The sequence below is a fragment of the Streptomyces albireticuli genome (assembly GCF_002192455.1).
Classification (GTDB): domain Bacteria; phylum Actinomycetota; class Actinomycetes; order Streptomycetales; family Streptomycetaceae; genus Streptomyces; species Streptomyces albireticuli_B.
Window position 1 is genome coordinate 5623041 of the sequence record NZ_CP021744.1, and the last position, 15427, is coordinate 5638467.

At 72.7% G+C, this 15427-nt stretch carries 16 protein-coding genes; 8 read left to right on the forward strand and 8 right to left on the reverse strand.

Features of this window, described 5'->3' with window-relative positions; translation table 11 throughout:
* The first annotated feature begins 33 nt into the window (after positions 1–33).
* The gene (locus SMD11_RS24320; protein ID WP_087928458.1) at positions 34–795 is read left to right on the forward strand and encodes an endonuclease/exonuclease/phosphatase family protein; all 762 of its coding nucleotides are present in this window, start codon (positions 34–36) and stop codon (positions 793–795) included.
* 164 nt (positions 796–959) lie between these two features.
* Here SMD11_RS24320 and SMD11_RS24325 read toward each other — a convergent pair whose 3' ends face one another.
* Entirely contained in the window at positions 960–1556 is a 597-nt protein-coding gene (locus SMD11_RS24325) for a hypothetical protein (protein WP_087930710.1), read from the reverse strand.
* Positions 1549–2319, reverse strand: coding sequence for an alpha/beta hydrolase (locus SMD11_RS24330; protein ID WP_087928459.1), 771 nt, complete (start codon positions 2317–2319; stop codon positions 1549–1551). Before SMD11_RS24330 ends, SMD11_RS24325 begins: the two co-directional genes overlap by 8 nt.
* Positions 2320–2431: 112 nt before the next feature.
* Here SMD11_RS24330 and SMD11_RS24335 point away from each other — a divergent pair, with 112 nt between their 5' ends.
* From SMD11_RS24335 to SMD11_RS24350, 4 genes are read left to right on the forward strand one after another with little or no spacing between them, the layout of a single operon-like run.
* Positions 2432–3193 (forward strand): lysophospholipid acyltransferase family protein, encoded by a 762-nt coding sequence (locus SMD11_RS24335; RefSeq protein ID WP_087928460.1) that lies wholly within the window; start codon positions 2432–2434, stop codon positions 3191–3193.
* A gap of 27 nt (positions 3194–3220) precedes the next feature.
* Positions 3221–4471: a MacS family sensor histidine kinase gene (gene macS / locus SMD11_RS24340; RefSeq protein WP_234366154.1), complete on the forward strand. Its 1251-nt coding sequence runs from the start codon at positions 3221–3223 to the stop codon at positions 4469–4471.
* A complete protein-coding gene (locus tag SMD11_RS24345) occupies positions 4468–5139 on the forward strand; it encodes a response regulator (RefSeq protein WP_087928462.1) in 672 nt (223 codons plus the stop codon). The genes macS and SMD11_RS24345 overlap by 4 nt, the downstream gene beginning before the upstream one ends.
* 48 nt (positions 5140–5187) lie before the next feature.
* Entirely contained in the window at positions 5188–6219 is a 1032-nt protein-coding gene (locus tag SMD11_RS24350) for a 6-phosphofructokinase (RefSeq protein ID WP_087928463.1), read from the forward strand.
* A 101-nt stretch (positions 6220–6320) separates the two neighbouring features.
* Here the strand turns inward: SMD11_RS24350 and SMD11_RS24355 are convergent, their stop codons facing one another.
* Together SMD11_RS24355 and SMD11_RS37360 are read right to left on the reverse strand one after the other, a co-directional pair.
* On the reverse strand, positions 6321–8252 hold the full coding sequence (locus SMD11_RS24355) for an anthranilate synthase family protein (protein WP_087928464.1): 1932 nt from the start codon (positions 8250–8252) through the stop codon (positions 6321–6323).
* 92 nt (positions 8253–8344) lie between these two features.
* Complete coding sequence (locus SMD11_RS37360) at positions 8345–8401, reverse strand: trp operon leader peptide (protein ID WP_107422014.1); 57 nt, start codon at positions 8399–8401, stop codon at positions 8345–8347.
* A 227-nt stretch (positions 8402–8628) separates the two neighbouring features.
* Here SMD11_RS37360 and SMD11_RS24360 point away from each other — a divergent pair, with 227 nt between their 5' ends.
* Both SMD11_RS24360 and SMD11_RS24365 read left to right on the forward strand, forming a co-directional pair.
* Positions 8629–9984 (forward strand): class II 3-deoxy-7-phosphoheptulonate synthase, encoded by a 1356-nt coding sequence (locus SMD11_RS24360; RefSeq protein WP_087928465.1) that lies wholly within the window; start codon positions 8629–8631, stop codon positions 9982–9984.
* Positions 9985–10114: 130 nt separating this feature from the next.
* A complete protein-coding gene (locus tag SMD11_RS24365) occupies positions 10115–10354 on the forward strand; it encodes a (2Fe-2S)-binding protein (protein ID WP_087928466.1) in 240 nt (79 codons plus the stop codon).
* Between the two features lie 41 nt (positions 10355–10395).
* Here the strand turns inward: SMD11_RS24365 and bfr are convergent, their stop codons facing one another.
* A complete protein-coding gene (gene bfr, locus SMD11_RS24370) occupies positions 10396–10884 on the reverse strand; it encodes a bacterioferritin (protein ID WP_087928467.1) in 489 nt (162 codons plus the stop codon).
* A gap of 152 nt (positions 10885–11036) precedes the next feature.
* Here bfr and SMD11_RS24375 point away from each other — a divergent pair, with 152 nt between their 5' ends.
* Positions 11037–11669, forward strand: a complete 633-nt coding sequence (locus tag SMD11_RS24375) for a sulfite oxidase-like oxidoreductase (RefSeq protein ID WP_087928468.1) — start codon at positions 11037–11039, stop codon at positions 11667–11669.
* 28 nt (positions 11670–11697) lie between these two features.
* On the opposite strand, the gene SMD11_RS24380 is transcribed toward SMD11_RS24375, so the two are convergent.
* The 3 genes from SMD11_RS24380 to SMD11_RS24390 form a co-directional block, all read right to left on the reverse strand.
* Entirely contained in the window at positions 11698–12603 is a 906-nt protein-coding gene (locus SMD11_RS24380) for a deoxyribonuclease IV (protein ID WP_087928469.1), read from the reverse strand.
* 3 nt (positions 12604–12606) lie between these two features.
* On the reverse strand, positions 12607–14556 hold the full coding sequence (gene pknB / locus SMD11_RS24385; RefSeq protein WP_087928470.1) for a Stk1 family PASTA domain-containing Ser/Thr kinase: 1950 nt from the start codon (positions 14554–14556) through the stop codon (positions 12607–12609).
* Between the two features lie 65 nt (positions 14557–14621).
* Positions 14622–15422, reverse strand: coding sequence for a thiazole synthase (locus tag SMD11_RS24390; protein ID WP_087928471.1), 801 nt, complete (start codon positions 15420–15422; stop codon positions 14622–14624).
* Between the last annotated feature and the right edge of the window lie 5 nt (positions 15423–15427).

The following is a 15427-nucleotide window of genomic DNA, read 5'->3' on the forward strand; positions in this document are numbered from 1 at the left end:
GGCACCGCCCGGTGGAAAGGGTGTGTCCGGTCCGTGACTACCGCTCCGCTGCCGGACCTCCCGGCGTCCCGTACCGAGCCGGACGGCTCGGCCGTCGTCCGGGTGCTCAGCTACAACATCCGCTCCATGCGTGACGACGTGGGCGCGCTCGGCCGGGTCATCCAGGCCTGCGCGCCCGACGTCGTCTGCGTCCAGGAGGCCCCGCGCTTCTTCCGCTGGCGCAAGGCCGCGGCCCGCCTCGGCCGCGTCTCCGGCCTGGTGTACGTCACCGGCGGCGCCACCGCCTCCGGCCCGATGATCATGTCCTCGCTCCGCGCGCACGTGGAGCGCACCGAGGACGTCCTGCTGCCCCGCACCCCGGGGCTCCACCAGCGCGGCTTCTCGACCGCCGTGCTCCGCTTCGGCCGGGCCCGGCTCGGTGTCCTCAGCTGCCACCTCAGCATCAAGGACCGGGAGCGCTACGAGCAGGGCGGGCTGCTCCTGGAGAGACTGGCCGCGCTGGACGTCCCGTACGCCGTGGCGGCGGGCGACCTCAACGACCGCCCCGACGGCCGCACCTTCGGCCTCCTCGCGGACGCCCTCCAGGACGGCTGGGCGACCAAGCCGTGGGGACGCGAGCACACGACCCGGCTGGGCGACCCGCTCCAGCGGATCGACGCGGTCTTCGCGACCGGGGGAGTGGAGTTCCTGGGCTGCGGGGTGCCCATGGGGCTGCCGGGGGTCTCGGAGCGGGACCTCCGGGCGGCGACGGACCACCTGCCGGTGCTGGCGGCGGTACGGGTGCCGGCTCGGTGACCGCTGGGACGTGCCCCCGGACGGGCTGATCTCAGCCTGTCCGGCGCTTGAGGACACCACGCGAAGCGCGGAAAAGGGGGCCCGGGGGCTTGCCCCCGCCACGCGGCGGAGCCGCACATCGGATGCGGCGGGAAGGGACGGGGCGGGGAGAAAAGCCCTCGCCGCTACACCACCGCGCCCCGTCCCGGATCGTCGTCCTCCTCGTCGGTGTCCTTCATCCGGAGGACCAGCGTCGCGAAGCCGCCCAGGAAGCCGCCCACGCCCAGCGTCGTCACCCACCACGTCAGCTCCTGCCGCAGCAGGACCATGATCAGCAGCAGCAACGGGCCGCCCAGCACCGCGATCCACGCGAACCGCGACGTCACATCACCCGTGGGCAGCGGCGGCGGCTCCGGCGGGACGAAGTGACCCTCCTCGCAGTCGTCGAGCGCCTCCTCGGAAGGGCCGTCCCAGTCACGGGGGCCGACCCCCGGCGCGTACACGATGAAGCTGCCGGGCCGCTCCGGCTTCGCCGGCTCGTCGGAGGCGGCGGGGCGGGGCTTCAGCGGCGGCTCCTCCGGCCCGGTCGGGTCGGCGGCCGCGGGGCCCTCGGCCGCCGGGCGGGTGGCCGCGGAGTCCAGGACGTCACCGGAGGCGGGCCAGCGACCCGTCGCCGGGTCGGGCTCCTCGCCGTACGCGGCGACCAGCTCCGCCCACGCCGCGTCCTCGTCGAGCGGGTCGCGGCTCTCGTCGCGGTCGTGGTCCGCGTCGTGCTCAGCCACGGGGGGCCGCCCCGACACCCGCCGAGAGCCGGCTGATGAACGCGAAGGTCTCCTCGAAGATCAGCTCGGCGTCGTGGTCCAGCGTCGCCACGTGGTAGCTGCGCTCCAGCAGCCGCTCGGTGACGTCCCGCGAGGACACCCGGGCCAGGATCCGCGCCGAGTCGGCGGGCGGCACCACATGGTCCTCGGGGCTGTGCAGCAGCAGCAACGGCTGGGTGACCTGGGGGAGTTCCCCGTCCAGCATGGTCAGGAAGCGGCGGAAGGAGTGCGCCGCGTGCAGCGGCACCCGGTCGTAGCCGACCTCCTCGCCGCCCGGCTTCGCGATGTCGCTGGCGATGCCCGACTTCGTGGGCAGCAGGTGGCGCACCACCGGCAGCGCCTTGGCCGCCAGACCGTGCACCTTGTTCGCGGGGTTGACCAGGACGATGCCCGAGACGTCCGCCCCGTGCTTCGCCGCCAGCCGCAGCGTCAGCGCCCCGCCCATCGACAGACCGCAGACGAACACCTGGGAGCAGCGCTCCCGGAGCTCCCGCAGCGCGCGGTCGACCTCCGCGTACCAGTCCTGCCAGACCGTGACCTGCATGTCCTGCCAGCGGGTGCCGTGGCCGGGCAGCAGGGGGAGGGAGACGGTGAGGCCGCGCTCCGCGAGATGCTCGGCCCAGGGCCGTACGGACTGCGGGGAACCGGTGAAGCCGTGGCACACGAGGACGCCGACCTCTCCGCCGTCGTGGCGGAACGGCTCGGCGCCGGGGAGGAGCGGCACCGGAATCTCCGATCGGTGGAACGGGAAAAGGGGTCTGCCCCTCAGCGTACGCGGAGCGCCGCCGGGCGGGTAGGCAGGTTAAGGTCTCCTCGTCACTACAGGAGGTTCTCGGTTGTTCTACGGCGCTATGAAGCTGTCCATCGGCGGGTCGCTGAAGCTTGCCTTCCGGCCGTGGGTGGAGGGCCTGGAGAACATCCCGGCCGAGGGGCCCGCGATCCTGGCGAGCAACCACCTGTCGTTCTCGGACTCCTTCTTCCTGCCCGCGGTGCTCGATCGCAAGATCACCTTTATCGCGAAGCAGGAATACTTCACCTCCCCCGGGGTCAAGGGAAAGCTGACGGCCGCGTTCTTCAAGGGCGTGGGCCAGCTGCCCGTCGACCGTTCGGGCGGCCGCGGGGCCGGCGAGGCGGCGATCAAGAGCGGACTCGAGGTGCTGGAGCGCGGTGAGCTCTTCGGCATCTACCCCGAGGGCACCCGCTCCCCGGACGGCCGCCTCTACCGCGGCAAGCCCGGCGGCCTCGCCCGGGTCGCGCTGCTCTCCGGCGCGCCCGTCATCCCCGTCGCGATGATCGACACCGAGAAGGTGCAGCCGCCCGGGAAGGTCCTGCCGAAGATGATCCGGCCGGGCATCCGGATCGGCGAGCCGCTGGACTTCAGCCGCTACCACGGCATGGACGGCGACCGCTTCATCCTGCGCTCGGTGACCGACGAGGTCATGTACAAGATCATGGAGCTCTCCGGCCAGGAGTACGTCGACATCTACGCGACCGCCGCCAAGCGGCAGATCGCCGAGGACGCGAAGCGGAAGGCCGAGGAGGAGAAGGCGGCGAAGGCCGCCGGACTCGACAAGGCGGGGAAGCAGCCCGAGGCGTAGCCCCGTCCGGGCTGGGGGGTTTGGTCGATGGCACCGCGCAGCAAGAGGCCGCGCGTCGTACGGATGTCGGTGGAGCTGCCGCTGTGGCGCGCGCTGACCGGCTACCGCATCCTGACGCTCGGCTACGCCCTCGCACTGTTCGGCTTCAACTACCACGACTACGCCCATCCGCTCGGTGGCGCGCTCTACATGGGCGCACTCACCCTGTGGATGGCGCTGACCTGGAACCGGGTCTCCTCGCCCGAGCGCTGCACCAAGCGCTTCCTGGCCGCCGACCTCACCATCGCGCTGGTCGGCGTGCTGCTCACCACCGTCGTCGACTCCCCGGAGCGCATCGCCGGCGGCGCGGCCACCCTGCCGTCCATCTGGACCGGCGGCGCCGTGCTGGGCTGCGCCATCAAGGGCGGCTGGCGCTGGGCGGCCGCCGGCTCCACGCTGGTGGCCCTGGCCAACCTCGTCGAGCGCGGCAGCCCGGCCCGGGACACCGTCCACAACGTCCTGCTGGTCTGGGTCTCCTCCATCGCCATCGGCTACATCGTCGAGGTGGCCCGCGCCAGTGAGCGCACCCTCGCCCGCGCCCTCCAGATCGAGGCCGCGACCCGCGAGCGCGAGCGCCTCGCCCGCGACATCCACGACGGCGTCCTCCAGGTCCTGGCCATGGTGCAGCGCCGCGGCACCGCCCTCGGCGGCGAGGCGGCCGAGCTCGGCAGGATGGCCGGCGAACAGGAGATCGCCCTGCGCACCCTCGTGGCGGGCGGCCTGCTGCCCGCCCGGGGCACCCCGGAGCGGTACGCCGAGGACGCCGAGCTGGCCGGGCTGACCGTACCCGGCGGCCCCGGCCCGGCCGCACCGCCCGCGCCACGGCCCCCCGCGGGCCCCTGCGACCTGGCGGCGCTGCTCGCCCCGCACGCCGGACCCGACGTCTCCTTCGCCGGGCCCGGCACCGCCGTCCTGCTGGAGGCGGCCGCGGCGGCGGAGCTGGCCGCCGCCGTCGGCGCCGCGCTGGACAATGTCCGCAAGCACGCCGGCGACGGCGCGCGGGCCTGGATCCTGCTGGAGGACGAGCCGGACGCGGTGATCGTCACCGTCCGGGACGACGGCCCGGGCATCCCGGACGGCAGGCTCGCCGACGCGGAGCGGGAGGGGCGCATGGGCGTCGCCCTCTCCATCCGCGGCAGGCTGCGGGACCTGGGCGGCAGCGCGGAGCTGCTGTCCGTGCCGGGGCAGGGCACAGAAGTCGAATTGAGAGTTCCACGGGGGAGCGAGGCCGGCCGATGAGTGAAGAGCGGACCCTGAAGGTCATGGTGGTCGACGACCACCCGATGTGGCGCGACGCTGTCGCCCGCGACCTGGCGAACGCCGGGTTCGACGTGGTGGCCACCGCCGGTGACGGCCCCCAGGCGGTACGCCGGGCCCGCGCCGCCGGCCCCGACGTGCTGGTCCTCGACCTCAACCTGCCCGGCCTGCCCGGCGTCGCCGTCTGCAAGGAGCTCGTCGGCGAGAACCCCGCCCTGCGCGTCCTCGTCCTCTCCGCCAGCGGCGAGCACGCCGATGTGCTGGAGGCCGTGAAGTCCGGGGCGACCGGCTATCTGCTGAAGTCCGCCAGCACCGAGGAACTGCTGGACGCCGTCCGGCGGACGGCCGTCGGCGACGCAGTCTTCACCCCCGGCCTCGCGGGCCTCGTCCTCGGCGAGTTCCGCCGCCTCGCCGCCGACCCCGCCCCGGCCGCGCCCGACGAGCCCAAGGCCCCCCGGCTGACCGACCGCGAGACCGAGGTGCTGCGGCTCGTCGCCAAGGGCCTGTCGTACAAGCAGATAGCGGAGCGGCTGGTTATTTCCCACCGCACGGTGCAGAACCATGTACAGAACACCTTGGGCAAACTCCAGTTGCACAATCGCGTGGAGCTCGTGCGCTACGCGATAGAGCGAGGTCTCGACGACGCCTGACGCTCCCCCCGGAGGCCGGGCGCCGTCCTCGGCTGAAGGGAGAGTGTCATGCGGGTCGGATTGCTGACCGGCGGTGGTGACTGCCCCGGGCTCAACGCGGTCATCCGTGCCGTCGTCCGCAAGGGCGTCCAGGACTACGCCTACGACTTCACCGGCTACCGGGACGGATGGCGAGGGCCGCTCCACGGCTCCGCGTCCCGGCTCGACATCCCCGCCGTCCGGGGCATCCTGCCCCGGGGCGGCACCATCCTCGGCTCCTCACGGACCAACCCCTTCAAGGAACCGGACGGCGTCCGCCGCATCCGCGAGAACCTCGCCAAGGACGAGGTCGACGCCCTGATCGTGATCGGCGGCGAGGACACCCTCGGCGTCGCCGCCCGCCTCCACGAGGAGCACGGCGTGCGGTGCGTCGGCGTCCCCAAGACCATCGACAACGACCTCTCCGCCACGGACTACACCTTCGGCTTCGACACCGCCGTCAACATCGCCACCGAGGCCATCGACCGCCTCCACACCACCGCCGAGTCCCACATGCGGGTCCTGGTGGTGGAGGTCATGGGCCGCCACGCGGGCTGGATCGCCCTGCACTCCGGGCTCGCCGGCGGCGCCAACGTCATCCTCGTCCCCGAACAACCCTTCGACCTCGACGAGGTCTGCGGCTGGGTCACCTCCCGCTTCCGCGCGAGCTACGCCCCGATCGTGGTGGTCGCCGAGGGAGCCGTACCGAGGGACGGCGACCTCGTCCTCAAGGACGCCGCCGCCCAGGACTCCTTCGGCCATGTGCGGCTGTCCGGCGTGGGGGAGTGGCTGGCGAAGGAGATCGAGGCCCGCACGGGCAAGGAGGCCCGTACGACCGTCCTGGGCCACGTCCAGCGGGGCGGGACACCGAGCGCCTTCGACCGCTGGCTGGCCACCCGGTTCGGACTGCACGCGATCGCCGCCGTGCGGGACGGGGACTACGGGCGGATGGTCGCGCTGCGGGGACCGGACGTGGTGCGGGTGCCCCTGGGCGAGGCGACGGCCCGGCTGAAGACGGTGCCGGACGCGCTGTACGCGGAGGCGCGGACGTTCTTCGGCTGACGGCCGGGACGCGGTGCGCGCCCGCGCGCACCGCACCCGGTTCCGGTGCCTGAGCGGCGGGCGGGCGGACAGCCGGCCCACCCGCCGCTCGCGGGACCCCTTCAGACCAGCACCGACGCCAGCAGCTCCGCCACGATCGCCGCGCCGTCCAGCGTCAGCACCGACTCCGGATGGAACTGCACACCGGCGAATCCGGGAGCCCTCAGCGCGTGGACGTCACCGCTCGCGGCGTCCCGGCTCAGCTCCACCCGGTGCATGGCCAGCTCCGCCTCCGCCCGCTCCGTGCACCGCGCGGTGAACGTGTTGTAGAAGCCCACCGTCTCCTCGCGCCCGAAGAAACCGATCCGCTGCTGCGCCCCCTGCGAGGGGTCGGCCTTGCGGACGATCTCCATGCCCAGCTCGGCCGCGATCAGCTCGTGGCCCAGGCACACGCCCAGCAGGCCGTGCCGGTGCCCCCGCAGCAGCTCGGCCGTCAGCGCGCGCAGCGTCCGCATCTTGGGGTCGGCGGCGTCGGAGGGGTTCCCGGGGCCGGGGCCCAGGACGACCGGGCCCTGGTGGGTCAGGGCCGCCTCCCGCAGGCCCGGCTCGTCGTAGCGGCGGACCGTGACCGTGAGGCCCGAGGTGCGCAGCAGGTGGGCCAGCATCGCCGTGAACGTGTCCTCGGCGTCGACGACGAGCGCGTGCCCGGTCAGCCGGGCCGTGGAGGACGTCGTCCGCATCCGCAGCCAGAAGGGCGCCAGGTCCGCGCGGCGGGCGTCGAGGGCGGCCCGCACGTCCGGGTCCTCGGCGAGCCGGGCCGCGGGCCGGGTCCCGGCGTCGCGCAGGGCGGTGCGGACGCCGAGCGCCGCCAGCACGCCCGCCGCCTTGGCGTGCGTCTCGGCGACCTCGCCGTACGGGTCCGAGTGGCGCACCAGGGTCGCGCCGACCGGCAGCCGCAGCCGGCCCCGCCGGTCGATGTCGGCGGTGCGGATCAGGATCGGCGAGTCGAGGGTGCGGGCGCCGCCGCCGTCCCGGCCGATGAGCGCGAGCGCCCCCGCGTAGTAGCCGCGGCCCCGGCCGTCGCTGCCCCGCGGCTCGTACCGCTCGATGACCCGGCAGGCGTTCTGCACCGGGGAGCCGGTGACGGTCGCGGCGAACATCGTCTCGCGCAGCACGTCCCGGACGTCCAGCGAGGAGCGGCCCCGCAGCTCGTACTCGGTGTGGGCAAGGTGGGCCATCTCCTTGAGCCGCGGCCCGACGACGACCCCGCCCATGTCGCCGACGGTGCACATCATCTTCAGCTCCTCGTCCACGACCATGGACAGCTCCTCCACCTCCTTGCGGTGGTGCAGGAAGGCCAGCAGCCCGTCCTTGGAGGGGCCCTCCGGGGGGTAGCGGTAGGTGCCGCTGATCGGGTTCATCACGACGGTGCCGCCGGACATCCGGACGTGCACCTCGGGGCTGGCGCCCACCAGCGTGCGGTCGCCGGTGCGCACCACGTACGTCCAGTAGGCGCCGCGCTCGCCGGCGAGCAGCCGGCGGAAGAGGGCCAGGGCGTCGGCCGCCCCGAAGCCGTGGACCTCGCCTTCGAAGGTGCGCCGGATGACGAAGTTGGCGCCCTCGCCGGCGCCGATCTCGTCCGCGATCACCCGCTCGACGATCCCGGCGTACGCCTCGTCGTCCACGTCGAAGGCGCCGCCCTCCACCCGCACCTCGTGGGCGGGCAGCGCGGCGAGGACCTCGGCGAGCGGCAGCTCGTGGCACTCCCGGGGGTGCAGCACCGCGAGCGGGGTGCCGTCGTCGTGGACGTCGAAGCCGCGCTCGCGGATCTGCCGGAAGGGGATCAGGGCGAGGGCGTCCAGGGCGGGCGCGCCGCCGGCGGGCGGGCCGTCCGGCAGCGGGATGTCGGTGAGGCGCGCGTACTCCGCGACGGGGCCGAGGAGGAGCTCGACGGTGTCCTCGCCGCGCCCGGGGGTGCGGCGGTGGAGCAGGGCGAAGGGCGGACAGGCGGGGTCGGTGAGCCGTGCGAGGAGGGTGTGGGTGTCGCCGGTCATCTGGGTTCCTTCCGGTGAGGAGGAACAGCCCCGGGAAACGCCGAAGGCCGCCCTCCGGGCGGCCTTCGCGGTGTGTCTTCGGGTACGCGCGATCAGTGGGCCGCCGGTTGAGCGGTCCACCACCAGTTCTGGGTCGTCTGCGCGAACATGTCGGAACCTTAGTACATGACCGTGCCCGACGGGGAGCGCATTCGTTGACATGAAGTGTGTCCCCGCGCAGGCGGGGGTGAGCCGACGAGCGGCGGTCAGGAGTCGAGCTCGGCCATGTGGTCCCCGCGCAGGCGGGGGTGTCCTGGTGGGACAGCATTCGGTCGGATCTGTCTCACCAGGCGGGCATCCGGTAAATTCGACCGTGGCGAACCCGTACTGTTGCATCGTGACCGTGAACGCTGACATCGAAGCCGTTGCCAGTCGGGCGACATGGCGACACCTGCCTGCGGCGCAGCAGCCCGAGTACCCGGATGCCGAGGCTCTGCGCGAAGTGACCGCGGAGCTTTCGAGCTATCCGCCTCTCGTCTTCGCGGGTGAGTGCGACCAGCTGCGCCAGCGCCTGGGAGCCGTCGCCCGTGGTGAGGCGTTCCTGCTCCAGGGCGGCGACTGCGCCGAGGCGTTCGACGCCGTCGGCGCCGACCAGATCCGCAACAAGCTGAAGACGCTCCTCCAGATGGGCGCCGTGCTGACCTACGCGGGCCAGGTGCCCGTCGTCAAGGTCGGCCGCATCGCCGGTCAGTACAGCAAGCCGCGCTCGAAGCCGACCGAGACCCGCGACGGCGTGACCCTGCCGACCTACCGCGGCGACTCCGTCAACGGCTTCGCCTTCACACCCGAGGCCCGTACGCCGGACCCGCAGCGCCTGAAGCGGATGTACCACGCCTCCGCCTCCACCCTGAACCTCGTCCGCGCCTTCACCACCGGTGGTTACGCGGACCTGCGCCAGGTCCACGCCTGGAACCAGGACTTCGTGAAGTCCTCCCCCTCCGGGCAGCGCTACGAGGCGCTGGCCCGCGAGATCGACCGGGCGCTGAACTTCATGAACGCCTGCGGGGTGGACCCGGAGGAGTTCAAGACCGTCGAGTTCTTCTCGTCGCACGAGGCGCTCGTCCTGGACTACGAGTCGGCGCTGACCCGTGTCGACTCGCGGACCGGCGACCTGTACGACGTGTCGGGCCACATGGTCTGGATCGGTGAGCGGACCCGGCAGCTGGACGGGGCGCACATCGAGTTCGCGTCGAAGATCCGTAACCCGATCGGGGTGAAGCTCGGCCCGACGACGTCCGCCGAGGACGCGCTGACCCTCATCGAGCGGCTCGACCCGGAGCGCGAGCCGGGCCGGCTGACCTTCATCACCCGGATGGGTGCCGACAAGATCCGGGAGAAGCTTCCGGAGCTGGTCGAGAAGGTCACGGCGTCCGGTGCCCAGGTCGCGTGGATCTGCGACCCGATGCACGGCAACACCTTCGAGGCGGCCTCGGGCCACAAGACCCGCCGCTTCGACGACGTGCTGGACGAGGTCAAGGGCTTCTTCGAGGTCCACAAGGGCCTCGGCACCCACCCGGGCGGCATCCACGTCGAGCTGACCGGCGACGACGTCACGGAGTGCGTGGGCGGCGGCGACGAGATCTTCGTCGACGACCTGCACCAGCGCTACGAGACGGCCTGCGACCCGCGGCTCAACCGCAGCCAGTCGCTGGACCTGGCCTTCCTGGTCGCGGAGATGTACCGGGACCAGTAGGAACGGGTACGGCTTCGGCCGGTGAACGACCGTGGGGCGCGGATCCGAGTGATCCGCGCCCCACGGCGTTGTTATTCGGCCGCCGAGCCGGGTAAGGTAAGGGTAACCTTATTGATCAACCCGCTGGGCGGTGAACCGCGTGTACGTCTGCTCATGCTTCGGCATCACGGAGCAGCAGGTGCGTGAGCACGCGGACAAGGGGGCGTGCACGCCCCGCCAGATAGCCTCCGCCTGCAAGGCCGGCACCGACTGCGGCAGCTGTGTGCGCCGCATCCAGGCCCTGCTCGGCCGTGGCGCGTGCCCGCGCCGTGAGCTGGCCGACCAGGGGGACGCCGACGTGCTCGGCTCGGAGATACCCCAGGCCGCCTAGGCCGCCCGGGTGGTGCGGGCGCTCGGTCCGCGCCGTCCCGCTCAGTCCGCTCCGCCGTTGGACTGGTCGATGAACTGCGCGAGGTAGAGCGGCTCACCGAGCTTCTCGATCAGGTCCAGCTGGGTGTCGAGGTAGTCGATGTGGTTCTCCTCGTCCTCGAGGATGGCCTCGAAGATGTTGGCCGAGGTGATGTCGCCCTTGGCCCGCATGACCTCCACGCCGCGCTTGAGGCGGTCGATGGCCTCCACCTCCACCTGGCGGTCGGCCTGGAACATCTCCACGATCGACTGGCCGATCCGCACATGGAAGAGCCGCTGGTAGTTCGGCAGCCCCTCCAGGAAGAGGATGCGGTCGGTCAGCACCTCCGCGTGCTTCATCTCGTCGAAGGACTCGGCGCGGGTGTGCTCGGCGATCTTCGTCCAACCGAGGTGCTCCTGCATTTTCGCGTGCAGGAAGTACTGATTGATGGCGGTGAGCTCGGCCGTCAGCTGTTCGTTGAGAAATTCGATGACCTCAGGGTCGCCCTGCATCGCAGAGGCTCCTTCCACGAGGGTGGCTGGCAGGTTGCGCGCATCCTCGCACCGCCCTTCGAAACCGTCCAGTAAGTGCACACTTAGGTGAGTTGCCCGGATAGCGGAACCCCTGGTCATCAGCACTGTCAAAGGTCTGACACCATGGAGCCATGGGGCCCTCGAAAAACGCCGAAAGCCGCAAAGGGGACCTCCCCCAGCTGCCTCCGGGACAGCGCCTCCAGCGCGGCTGGCCGGTGACGCATTACGGGCCGGTCCCGAGGTTCAGACCGGATCGCTGGGAGTTCCGTGTCTTCGGCTCGACCGCCGACGGTGACAAGCACTGCTGGACGCACGACGAATTCTCCGCACTGCCGTATTCGACGGTGGTGGCGGATCTGCACTGCGTCACGAAGTACAGCATGCTCGGCGCCGAATGGGGTGGGGTTTCGGCCCGTACGATCGTCGAACTCGCCCCGCCCGCGCCCGAGGTCACCCATGTGATGGTGTGGGCCGAATACGGTTTCAGCTCGAATCTGCGGCTGTCGGACTTCACCTCCGAGCAGTCGATTTTCGCCACCCACAAGGACGGCGAACCGCTCACCGCCGAGCACGGTTTCCCGGTGCGGCTCGTGGTCCCGCACCTGTACGCCTGGAAGGGCCCCAAGTGGGTGCGGGGCGTGGAATACATGACGGCGGACCGCCGGGGTTTCTGGGAGGAGCGGGGTTACCACAACATCGGTGACCCGTGGCGGGAGCAGCGCTACACCTACCAGGAGCGGCCGGGCGAGGGCCCGGAGATCTAGCCGCTCCCGGGCCGCCCCTCGGCGGCCCTCAGCAGGCCGCGGCCGCCCGCAGTTCCTTCAGGCGCGCCACGTCCGCCGCGTGGCCCTCCGGGCCGCCCGGTGTCTCGATCGTGAGGGAGACGCCCTCCGTCGCCGGGTGCGTGAACAGCTCCGCGAACGGGTCGGCCCCGATGTGGCCGGAACCGATGTTCTCGTGCCGGTCCCGGTGCGCGCCGACGGCCTCCTTGGAGTCGTTGGCGTGGATCAGCCGCAGCCGGCCCTCGCCCACGACGGAGACCAGCTCGTCGAGCGTCCGCTTCATCCCGCCCGTCTCGGCGAGGTCGTGGCCCGCCGCGAAGACGTGGCAGGTGTCCAGGCACACCCCCAGCTTCGGATGGTGCTCCAGGGCCTCGAAGTACGGGCCGAGGTCCTCGACCAGGGAACAGAGCGAGGCGCCCTGCCCGGCGGTGGGCTCCAGCAGCAGCCACGGGTCGTCGTCGTGCGTCAGCTCGTCCAGGACGGGCAGCAGCCGCTCGTGGACCTGGGCCAGGGCCTCGCGGCGCGGCCTGCCGCCGGTCGCCGACCCGGTGTGGACGACGACGCCCCGCGCGCCGATGGCCCGGCCCCGGCGCAGCGAGTGCCGCATGGACTCCACGGACAGCTCGACCGTCGCCGGGGTGTGCGAGCCGAAGTTGATCAGGTAGGGGGCGTGCACCCAGACCGGGAGCCCCTCCTCGGCGCAGGCGGCCCGGAACTCCTCGTCCTGCCGGGCGACGCCGGCCGGGGTCGCCCAGCCGCGCGGGTTGGCCACGAAGACCTGCACCGTCTCGGCGCCCATCCGCCGGGCGTAGGGCAGTCCCGTCCTCGCCAGGCCCCCGGCGACGGGGATGTGGCCGCCGACGGGGTTGCGCGCCCGCGCGCGGGCCGGGCCCGTGAGCTCCGTGTCACCGGTCATGGTCTACAGGCCGCCCTTGAGCTCGATCGTGATGGTGCCGCCCTTGGGCGCCTGGTCGCCGCCCTTGACCGACTGCCGGTCGACGGAGTCCCGGGGGAAGAAGAACGGCCGCTTCACCTCGACCTTGAAGCCCGCGTCGGTGAGCGTCCGCCGGGCGTCGGCCTCGCTCTTCCCGGTGACGTCGGGGACGGTGACCATCTCCTGGCCCTTGGAGACCGTGAGCGTGATCTTGTCGCCCTTGGCCGCCTTGGCGCCCTTGCCGGGCGACTGCTCGGCCACCGCGTCCTTGGGCTTGTCGGAGAAGACCTGGGTGCCCGAGACCTCGACCTCGAAGCCCTTGTCGCGCAGCGCCGTGGTGGCGGCCGCGACGGACTGGCCGGTCACGTCGGGCACGTCGAGGGCCGGGCCCTTGCTGACGGTGAGCGCGACGGGGGTGTCCGGCCGCCGCTCGGCGCCCGCCTTGGGGTCGGTGGCCAGCACCGCGCCCTGCGGGGTCTCGTCGCTGAACTGCGTCCCGACGTCGCCGACCGCGAGGCCCGCGCCCTCGATCTTCCGCTTCGCCGCGTCGAGCCCCATGCCGATGACGTTGGGCACCTCGGACCGGGCCGGGCCCCGGGAGACGGTGATCGTCACCTTGCCGGTGTTGCGGATCCGCTCGCCGGTGGCGGGGTCCGTCGCCATCACCCGGCCGCGCTCGACCGTGTCGCTGAACTCCTGCTTGACCTTCACCCCGAGCCCGGCCTTGCCGAGCTCCTTCTCGGCCTTGTCCTGGGGCATGTCCAGGACGGCCGGGACGTTCGTGAACTGACCGGAGTTGACGTACCAGATGCCCGAGCCGACCAGCACCGCGAGGACGGCGGCGAGCGCCACCAGCAGGCCGCGCCGGGGCAGCGGGCGGCGCGCGGGACGCGGCGTTGCGGCGGGCGGCGGCCCCGGGGGCGCGGGCGGGTGGTCCAGGCGCGTGGTGCGGTTCAGGGCGTCGTCGGCGGGCGCGGGCGGTGCGTCGGCGATACGGGGCAGCACGCTCGTGCGGTCCTCGGGGCCCGCGGCCCGGGCGGCCGGTCCGGCCGCGGTCGCCTGCGGGGGCACGGCGTCCAGCTGCTCGTCGGAGAGCGCCGCGCGCGCCGTGCGGACCTGCGCCAGCATCTCCGCCGCGTCGGCCGGCCGGTTCCGCGGGTCGCGGGCGGTGGCCCCGGCGACCAGGGCGTCCAGGCCGGGGGCGAGCCCGGGGACGGCCGCGGACGGGGCCGGGACGTCCTCGTGCAGGTGCTGGTAGAGAATCTGGGCCGGGGTGGTGCCGCCGTGCGGCTTGGCGCCCGTGAGCATCTCGTAGAGCACCACGCCGCAGGCGTAGACGTCCACGCGGGTGTCGGCGGTGCCGTGCTCGATCTGCTCGGGGGCCAGGTACGACACCGTGCCCAGCACCGAGCCGGTGGAGGCCGAGGTGTGGGTGTCCACGGCCCGTACGAGCCCGAAGTCGGCGACCTTCACCCGGCCGTCGTCGCCGATCAGGACGTTCTCCGGCTTCATGTCGCGGTGGATCAGCCCCGCGAGGTGGGCCGCGCCGAGCGCCGCGAGCACCGGCTCCAGGATGTCCAGGGCCGCGCGGGGCTGGAGGGCGCCGCGCTCGCGCAGGACGTCGCGCAGGGTGCAGCCGGGTACGTACTCCATCGCTATGTAGACGTAGCCGCGGTCGGTGCCCTGATCGGAGACGCTCACCACATTGGGGTGGTCGAGCCGGGCGGCCGACCTCGCCTCGCGGATGAAGCGCTCGACGAAAGCGGCGTCCCCGGCGAGACCGGGGTGCATCACCTTCAGCGCGAGCACGCGGTCGAGCCGGGTGTCCACGGCCCGGTAGACCGTGGCCATCCCGCCGACGGCGATCCGGGCGTCGACCCGGTAGCGGCCGTCGAGCACGTTCCCGACGAGCGGGTCCCCTAGCGTCGTATCCACGGGACGAGTCTAAGAGGCCGCGCGGGCGGGCCGGTTTCTCCCCTGCCCGGCCCGCGCCGGTACGGCTACGCGCCGAACGCCGGACGCTCCGGGTCCAGGCGTGCCAGCCCCTCCGCGGGGGAGGACGCCTCCGCGAAGTGGCGGCGCGGGATCCGGCCCGCCCGGTGCGCCAGGCGGCCGGCCTCGACCGCGTGCCGCATCGCCTCCGCCATCAGGACGGGCTCCTGGGCGCGGGTGACCGCCGAGGCGAGCATCACGGCCGCGCAGCCCAGCTCCATCGCGAGGGCCGCGTCCGAGGCGGTGCCGGCGCCCGCGTCGAGGACCACGGGGACGCCCGCCCGCTCGGTGATCAGCTGGAAGTTGTGCGGGTTGCGGATGCCGAGGCCGGAGCCGATGGGGGAGCCCAGCGGCATGATCGCGGCGCAGCCGACGTCCTCCAGCTTCCGGGCGAGGACCGGGTCGTCGTTGGTGTACGGCAGCACCGTGAAGCCGTCGTCGACCAGTATCTCCGCGGCGTCCAGCAGCTCGACCGGGTCGGGCAGCAGGGTGCGCTCGTCGGCGATCACCTCCAGCTTGACCCAGTCCGTGCCGAGCGCCTCCCGGGCCAGCCGGGCGGTGAGGACGGCCTCGCCGGCCGTGTAGCAGCCCGCGGTGTTCGGCAGGACGCGGATGCCGTGCCTGCCGAGCACCGACAGCACGGAGCCCCGCACGCTCGCGTCCAGCCGGCGCATCGCGACGGTGGTCAGCTCGGTGCCGGAGGCCAGCAGGGCGCGCTCCATGACCTCCAGGCTGGGTGCCCCGCCCGTGCCCATGATCAGGCGCGAGGTGAAGGTGGTGTCCGCGATGGTGAGCAGATCGTCTGCCATCGGAG

Excerpts from the sequence above, each read along its gene's own strand:
- macS (WP_234366154.1), top strand. The coding sequence starts at position 3,221 with ATGGCACCGCGCAGCAAGAGGCCGCGCGTCGTACGGATGTCGGTGGAG.
- SMD11_RS24375 (WP_087928468.1), top strand. The coding sequence starts at position 11,037 with ATGGGGCCCTCGAAAAACGCCGAAAGCCGCAAAGGGGACCTCCCCCAG.
- SMD11_RS24380 (WP_087928469.1), bottom strand. The coding sequence starts at position 12,603 with ATGACCGGTGACACGGAGCTCACGGGCCCGGCCCGCGCGCGGGCGCGC.
- SMD11_RS24345 (WP_087928462.1), top strand. The coding sequence starts at position 4,468 with ATGAGTGAAGAGCGGACCCTGAAGGTCATGGTGGTCGACGACCACCCG.
- SMD11_RS24350 (WP_087928463.1), top strand. The coding sequence starts at position 5,188 with ATGCGGGTCGGATTGCTGACCGGCGGTGGTGACTGCCCCGGGCTCAAC.
- SMD11_RS24355 (WP_087928464.1), bottom strand. The coding sequence starts at position 8,252 with ATGACCGGCGACACCCACACCCTCCTCGCACGGCTCACCGACCCCGCC.
- bfr (WP_087928467.1), bottom strand. The coding sequence starts at position 10,884 with ATGCAGGGCGACCCTGAGGTCATCGAATTTCTCAACGAACAGCTGACG.
- SMD11_RS24390 (WP_087928471.1), bottom strand. The coding sequence starts at position 15,422 with ATGGCAGACGATCTGCTCACCATCGCGGACACCACCTTCACCTCGCGC.